Origin of the sequence: Pseudomonas sp. SED1 (genome assembly GCF_034044025.1) — a bacterium.
GTDB lineage: Bacteria > Pseudomonadota > Gammaproteobacteria > Pseudomonadales > Pseudomonadaceae > Aquipseudomonas.
The window spans coordinates 1-6746 of the sequence record NZ_JAXCIS010000214.1; the positions used below are offsets into that span (position 1 = coordinate 1).

Genomic DNA, 6746 nt, shown 5'->3' on the forward strand with positions numbered 1-6746 from the left:
TTACTGCATTCCTACAGTGCGAACTGCGCGAAGCTCACACCGGCGCCAGCAGGGCGTACGTCCTTGAGGAACGAGTCCTTGTCGGCACTCAGCTCCAGGGTGATCTCCGGCTTGCGCTTGCCGGCATTGCGCACCACCAGGCCTTCAAGCTTCTCGCGCAAAAACACTGTCGGCACCTTCAAGTGCAGCAACTGGTCGTTGTCCGCGTTGTGCATCAACAAGTGAATCCACTCGTACTGGCCCACGGCAATCCGGCCCACCGGCAGGTCGAACCACCAGATGTTGCGTTTGCGGTCCAGGTCGGTGAAATGGCAGTTGTTGACGCCGAGTACGGCACCGCCCAGTTCCTGGTTTCTGCGGGCGATGGCCTGTGCTTTATTGAGTTTCATAACCTTCCTACGGGATCTGTTATCCAGCGCTTGCGCCTGGATGTGCCCGGCATTCTCGTGGGTTGGCCGCAAAACATAAAGCCAAACCTGTATGCCGCGATGAAATGCAGGTCAAAAAATAATTGAAACTCTCTGGAAAGGCCAAGGGTCAACGATTACGTAGTGACCAAAATCCTTGATTGTTCCCAGGAGAAATACCATGAGTAGCACATCGGATAAGGCAAAAGGTTTAGCGAACGAGGCCGTAGGCAACGTGAAGCAAGGGGTCGGTAAAGTCACCGGCAACGACAAGCTACGGGCTGAAGGCGTGGTTCAGGAAAAGAAAGGCGAAGTGCAAAAAGCAGTCGGCGACACCAAGGACGCGGTCAAGAAAGCGACCAAATAGTCCCGACCTGGCTGACTGCATTCCAGCAGCCCGACGGCCATCCACGGATGGCCGTTTTTGTGTCACCAGCAGTGATTAAAGATTGGAAATTGTTTCAGGGTCGCCAAATGGGCTACCTTGATGTAGAAAACGGCCCCTGAGTCGCCCACGAACTCAAATTTTTTGCGGCGAAAGGAGACGCTATGATTTTTCCGGTATTACAAGGCTTGCCCCTGCACAAGGTGCTGGTGCGCACCGTCAAAGAGTTCGTCGATGACGAGATGCCTACGTACGCCTCGGCACTGGCCTACCAGATGCTGTTCTCGCTGTTTCCCTTCTTGCTGTTCCTGATTGCCCTGATCGGTTTCCTGCACCTGCCAGACTTCTTCACCTGGCTGCGCATGCAGTCGGAACTGGTGTTGCCGCCCCAGGCCCTGGAACAGGTCAACCCGGTGATCGACCAGTTGCAGCAATCCAAGGGTGGCCTGCTGTCGGTGGGTATCGTGATCGCGCTGTACACCGCCTCGGCGGGCGTGCGCCTGATGATGAGCGCGATGAACGCCGCCTACGACGTGGTGGAAGGCCGGCCGATCTGGAAGCGTTTCCCGCTGTCGGTGTTCTACACCATCGGCATCGCCGGCATGCTGTTGGCTGCCGCCGCGTTGATGGTGCTCGGGCCGCAGGTGATGGAATGGCTGGCGGGGCAGATCGGCATGCAGGAATTCGTGGTCACGTTGTGGACCATCCTGCGTTGGCCGCTGATCGTCATCCTGTTGATGTTCTCCGTGGCCTTGATGTACTACGTGATGCCTGACGTGAAGCAGAAATTTCGCTTTATCACCCCGGGATCGGTGCTGGCGGTGGTGGTCTGGATCATCGCTTCCCTGGGGTTTGGCTACTACGTCAAAACCTTTGCCGACTACAACGCCATGTATGGCAGTATCGGCGCGATCATCGTGTTGCTGCTGTACTTCTACATTTCGGCCGCTGTGCTGTTGCTGGGGGCGGAGATGAACGCGGTGATCGAACATATGTCGGCTGAAGGCAAGGATCCTGGTGAAAAGGACTTTGGCGAGCACGACGAAAAAAAGCATGTTTCCGGCCTCGGCCGAGACCCCTCACTCAAGCCCACTACCGACGAAGTCTGATCGATGATCCGTGAAATCCTGAAAATGGGCGATGAGCGCCTGCTGCGTGTTGCCCCGCCGGTTCCGCCGGAAATGTTCGACAGCCCTGAGCTGTGGCAGTTGATTGATGACATGTTCCAGACCATGGAGCACGTGGGCGGCGTTGGCCTGGCCGCGCCGCAGGTGGGTGTGGACCTGCAACTGGTGATCTTCGGCTTCGAGAGCAGCGAACGCTACCCGGACGCGCCCGCCGTGCCCCAGACCATCCTGATCAACCCGCTGATCACGCCACTCAGTCCTGTATTGGAAGAGGGTTATGAAGGCTGTCTGTCGGTGCCTGGTTTGCGTGGAGCAGTGGACCGCTACCAGCAGATTCGCTACGAAGGGTTTGACCCCAAGGGCGAGCCGATTGTACGGATTGCCGAAGGCTTCCACGCACGAGTGGTCCAGCACGAGTGCGATCACCTGATCGGCCGGCTGTACCCCTCGCGGATTACCGACTTCAGCAAGTTCGGGTTTATCGAAGTAATGTTCCCGGATATGGATCCCACAGCGGACGAGTAACCCTCAATCCCTGTGGCGAGGGAGCTTGCTCCCGCTGGAGTGCGAAGCGCTCCCAAGATTTTGGGGCCGCTGCGCAGCCCAGCGGGAGCAAGCTCCCTCGCCACAGAATGTGTGGTTTATTTAGCGGGTTTAACAAACCGCAACGTCATCCGGTCCGACTCACCAATCGCTACATACTTCGCCTTATCCTTCTCCCCCAACGTCAACGCAGGCGGCAAGGTCCAGACCCCATCCGGGTAATCCTTGGTGTCTTTCGGGTTAGCATTGACCTCGCTCTGCCCCTCAAGCTTGAACCCCGCATCAGTCGCCAGTTTCACCACATACGCCGTGGTCAGGTAACCGCTGTGCTTGATGTCTTCCAGCGACGCCCCGTCCTTGGCTCGGTGATCCACCACACCCAGCACGCCACCCGGTTTCAACACCTTGAAGAATGCATCGAACATCGCCGGTGCCGTATCCGCCATCACCCAGTTGTGCACGTTGCGAAAGGTCAGCACCGTGTCGGCCGAGCCAGGCTGGCCCAGCACCGGTGCCTTGGGATCGAACTCGACGAAGCCGGCCTTGGCGTAATGCGCCGGATCTGCCGCGAATTTCTTCTTCAGGTTTTCCTCTGACGTACGCGCGTAAGCACTACTCCCGGGCGCCTGCACGGCGGCGATGTAATGGCCGTTGTCCTTGAGCAATGGCGCCAGCACTTCGCTGTACCAGCCGCCACCCGGGGTGATTTCGATCAGGGTCTGGTTGGCCCGCAGGCCAAAGAATTCCAGGGTCTGTTGCGGGTGACGATAGACATCGCGCGCGCTGTTCGCAGGCACGCGCCAACTGCCGGCGAGCACGCTTGCGTACTGCTCGGCGGTAACCGGGGCTTCGGCTGCCTGGCTCAAGGCCGGGGCGAGGAGGGCGGCAAGGGACAAAGCTGCAAGGGTCGCTTTCATGATCTTCCAGGGAGTGGGCCTATGTGTCGCCGAGGCTAGCATGGGGGCCACAAACGCTGTTTACAGATTATCGATGGTCGACCTCACCAACGGTTCTAAGCCCATCGCAATCATTGGCTTGTTACGTTTGTAACGCACCAGGCGCTCGGACAAGGACTGCGGCAGCAGCGTGTCCTGGGTAAAGCCGAGACGCTGGTAAAAGCCTTCAAGTTCCGGGTGGCAAAACAGCCACAGCGTCCCCTCGACGCTGGCAGAGGCGTCCCGAATCAGTTGCGCCGCCAGCCCTTGGCCACGCATTGCCGGGTCTACAAACAGCCCGGTCAGCCATTGCCCGCCCACCACTGGCGTCAGGCACAGTCCTGCGACAATCTCGCTGCCTTTGGCCACCCACAACTGGCCGCCCTTGAGGGCCTTCATCGGTGAGTGATGGCGGCGGTAGAACTTGTTCAGCAGCGGCCACAAAGGCTCCGCCAGTCGGTCGATGTGCAACTTGGGCATGGTTTTCAAACACGCGAATTCAGGGGGCGAAGATTATAAGTCGGGCAAAGCGCCTTCTGTTGGGCAATCGGTGTTATACCCAGTGTTACATCCCCTGTAAGTGGAGCACGCATCATGGCCAAAGGTCTGAATTCCAAGAAAGCTGACAAGAAGAAACCGGCAAAGACCGCCGATGAAAAACGCGCCGAGAAAAAGGCCAAGAAAACCGACAGCAATCTGTTCGGTCACTAAAGTTCTAAGGTAAGCACCAAACGATCTGCAAGATTTTCCCGCCTCATTGCACAGAGCAGGATGAAGCCGACTTTTTCGTCGGTCACGCCTGCCCTGAGCTGCCGATGTCCAACTACCTTGATGAAACCCACAGCTTCGAAATCGAGGCCCTGGCAAATACCTTTACCGCCCGCACCGAGTGGCCGACCTGGCTGCTGTTGATCGGTGTGTATGCCGGCTGGTTTACGGTGATGTTTGGCAGCCACTGGCTCGGCCGGTGGCTGAGTACCGCGCTGTTGATTCCGCTCGTGGCACTGTGGATGTCCCTGCAACACGAACTCCTGCACGGCCATCCCACCCGTTTCAATGCCCTGAACAAACTCCTCGGCTACGCGCCGTTTGCCGTCTGGTACCCCTACACCCTGTACCGCAACTGCCACCTGGTGCATCACAACGACGAAGACCTGACGGTGCCCGGTGTCGATCCGGAAAGCCGTTACCTGAATCAATTGCAGTGGTCAGCGAGTTCACCCTTTGAGCGCACCCTGCATTGGCTGACCAAGACCGTCCTCGGGCGCTTCTTGCTGGGCTCGCCGCTGGCGCTGTGGAAACTGGCCCGCAACGAATTCAGGCGCCTGTGCCAAGGCCAGCGCCAGGCCTGGTTGATGTGGCTGAGCCATGGCACCGTGACCGCACTGATGCTGACCTTTATCGCCCACTACAGCGTGCTGCCGGTGTGGCACTACATGGCGCTGGTCAGCGTGCCGGCCTTGTCGGTGGCGGCGATCCGTTCCTACTATGAACACCGCCCGCACCCGCAACCGGAGCAACGCACGGTTCTCAATGAGGCCGCCTGGCCGTGGACCTGGCTGTTCCTCAACAACAACCTGCACCTGGTGCACCACGACTTGCCGAAGCTGCCGTGGTACTTGCTGCCCACCGTGTACCGCGCGCGCCGCGAACAATGGGTGGCGCGCAGCGGCGGGTTCCTGGTGCAGGGTTACGGCCAGTTGATCGGCCGTCACGGGCTCAAGGCTATCGACAGCCCACGGCACCCCTTTGCTTAAGAGACGACCATGAGTGACCGCTACGCCGAACTGCTGATGTACGTGGCGCCGCAAGAGGTGCAACAGGCCAACGAGCGCTGGCTTTCGCGCATCCTGGAGCACCTGGGCGTGACCCGCCGCAATGCCGAGCATCTCGACCTGCGCAGCCTGTGGCGCGCGCCCGAATTGCTGCTGACGCAAACCTGCGGCTACCCGCTGATGACCGAGCTGCGCGGGCAGGTCCATGTGATCGGCCGCCCGCGCTACGAGCTGCCCCACAGCAGCGGTGGCGCCCATTGCAGCCTGCTGCTGACCCGCGACGACAATCCACGCAGCGCCTTGGCCGACTTTTACAACAGCCGCGGCGTGATCAATGGCCACGACTCCAACAGCGGCATGAACCTGCTGCGTGAACGCCTGGCGCCGCTGCAGCAGGGCGGTCGGTTCTTTGCCGACGTCGGCATCAGCGGCGCCCATCGTGAAAGCCTGCGCTGGCTGCGGGAAGACCGTGCTGACCTGGCCGCCATCGACAGCGTGACCTTCGACTACCTCGCGCGTTTTGCGCCGCAGGAAGTGGCCGGGCTGCGGATCGTCACCCGCAGTGCGCCCAGCCCGACGTTGCCGTACATCACCGCGCCGGGTTCAAGTGAACACCTGCGGGAAGCCATGAACCTGGCCTTGCAGGACCTGCCCGACGTGGTGCAAACCCTCGGCGTACACGAAGTGCTGCCCGCCAGCGAAGCGGATTACCAGGTGCTGCTGGATTACCGGCAGCAGGCCGAAGCCCTGGGTTATCCACGCCTCCAATGATCGTTCCCACGCTCCGCGTGGGAACGCACCTTGTGACGCTCTGCGTCACGATTTCAAGCAGACGCGGAGGGTCCAAGGCGGCATTCCCACGCAGAGAGTGTGAGCGATCTGTTATATAAAAATACCTTTTTAATATTATTAAAGAATAACAAGCCTTGCTAGGATCGCTCCACCGGAACACCGGACATAACGCGCAACCTACTCAGATGGAGCCACTATGTCCGGCGCCGACACTTCTCACAGCGATTACGTGGGCGGATTATTCCGCAGTCATTACGACTGGCTGTGCGGCCGTTTGCACCGCCATCTCGATTCCCGTGCCCACGCCGAAGACATCGCCGCCGACACCTTCGTCCAGCTTCTGAGTTCCCCGGACGTAGTGCCGATTCGCCAACCCCGCGCCTTGCTCACCACCATTGCTCAACGCCTGATGTATCAACTGTGGCGCCGTCGAGACCTGGAGCGCGCTTACCTCGACGCCCTCGATCAGGACGAAACGTCGCCCGCACCCTCTCCCGAACACCTGGCGCAAATGCTCGAAGCCCTGCAGGCCATCGACCAGTTCCTCGACGGCTTGCCGGCCAAGGTCAAGGCGACCTTTTTGCTGTCGCAGCTCAACGGCCTGACCTATCCGGAAATCGCAGCTGAACTGGGCATTTCCCCGCGTTCGGTCAGCAACTACATGAGCCGTTTGCGCCAGACCCCGGGGCCAGCAATACAGCCACCTGTCGCCGCCGGAAGGGGCGTTTTACTACACGCGGCTCAGTTATGACTTTTAAACCCTGATCTTGAAGGGTGTGGAG

The 6746-nt window shown here is 59.6% G+C and carries 9 protein-coding genes; 6 read left to right on the forward strand and 3 right to left on the reverse strand.

What is annotated here, in order from left to right:
• Positions 1-11: 11 nt before the first annotated feature.
• Positions 12-389, reverse strand: a complete 378-nt coding sequence (locus SNL23_RS27285; RefSeq protein ID WP_076015849.1) for a hypothetical protein — start codon at positions 387-389, stop codon at positions 12-14.
• A 199-nt stretch (positions 390-588) separates the two neighbouring features.
• Between SNL23_RS27285 and SNL23_RS27290 the strand changes: the two genes are divergently transcribed.
• The 3 genes from SNL23_RS27290 to def all read left to right on the forward strand — a co-directional run bounded on the left by SNL23_RS27290 (position 589) and on the right by def (position 2444).
• Positions 589-774 carry a CsbD family protein gene (locus SNL23_RS27290; RefSeq protein ID WP_076015848.1) on the forward strand — a complete coding sequence of 62 codons (186 nt, stop codon included), beginning with the start codon at positions 589-591 and terminating at the stop codon, positions 772-774.
• Between the two features lie 182 nt (positions 775-956).
• The gene (locus tag SNL23_RS27295; RefSeq protein ID WP_076015847.1) at positions 957-1901 is read left to right on the forward strand and encodes a YihY/virulence factor BrkB family protein; all 945 of its coding nucleotides are present in this window, start codon (positions 957-959) and stop codon (positions 1899-1901) included.
• 3 nt (positions 1902-1904) lie between these two features.
• Positions 1905-2444 carry a peptide deformylase gene (gene def, locus SNL23_RS27300; RefSeq protein ID WP_177086463.1) on the forward strand — a complete coding sequence of 180 codons (540 nt, stop codon included), beginning with the start codon at positions 1905-1907 and terminating at the stop codon, positions 2442-2444.
• Positions 2445-2560: 116 nt separating this feature from the next.
• Here the strand turns inward: def and SNL23_RS27305 are convergent, their stop codons facing one another.
• On the reverse strand, positions 2561-3379 hold the full coding sequence (locus tag SNL23_RS27305; protein WP_318304250.1) for a class I SAM-dependent methyltransferase: 819 nt from the start codon (positions 3377-3379) through the stop codon (positions 2561-2563).
• Between the two features lie 60 nt (positions 3380-3439).
• On the reverse strand, positions 3440-3877 hold the full coding sequence (locus SNL23_RS27310) for a GNAT family N-acetyltransferase (RefSeq protein WP_318304252.1): 438 nt from the start codon (positions 3875-3877) through the stop codon (positions 3440-3442).
• A 335-nt stretch (positions 3878-4212) separates the two neighbouring features.
• Here SNL23_RS27310 and SNL23_RS27315 point away from each other — a divergent pair, with 335 nt between their 5' ends.
• From SNL23_RS27315 to SNL23_RS27325, 3 genes are all read left to right on the forward strand, one after another.
• The gene (locus tag SNL23_RS27315; RefSeq protein ID WP_318304254.1) at positions 4213-5154 is read left to right on the forward strand and encodes a fatty acid desaturase; all 942 of its coding nucleotides are present in this window, start codon (positions 4213-4215) and stop codon (positions 5152-5154) included.
• Between the two features lie 9 nt (positions 5155-5163).
• Positions 5164-5943, forward strand: a complete 780-nt coding sequence (locus SNL23_RS27320; RefSeq protein WP_076015843.1) for a phosphate/phosphite/phosphonate ABC transporter substrate-binding protein — start codon at positions 5164-5166, stop codon at positions 5941-5943.
• Positions 5944-6160: 217 nt separating this feature from the next.
• The gene (locus SNL23_RS27325; RefSeq protein ID WP_318304256.1) at positions 6161-6715 is read left to right on the forward strand and encodes a sigma-70 family RNA polymerase sigma factor; all 555 of its coding nucleotides are present in this window, start codon (positions 6161-6163) and stop codon (positions 6713-6715) included.
• The last annotated feature ends 31 nt before the right edge of the window (positions 6716-6746 follow it).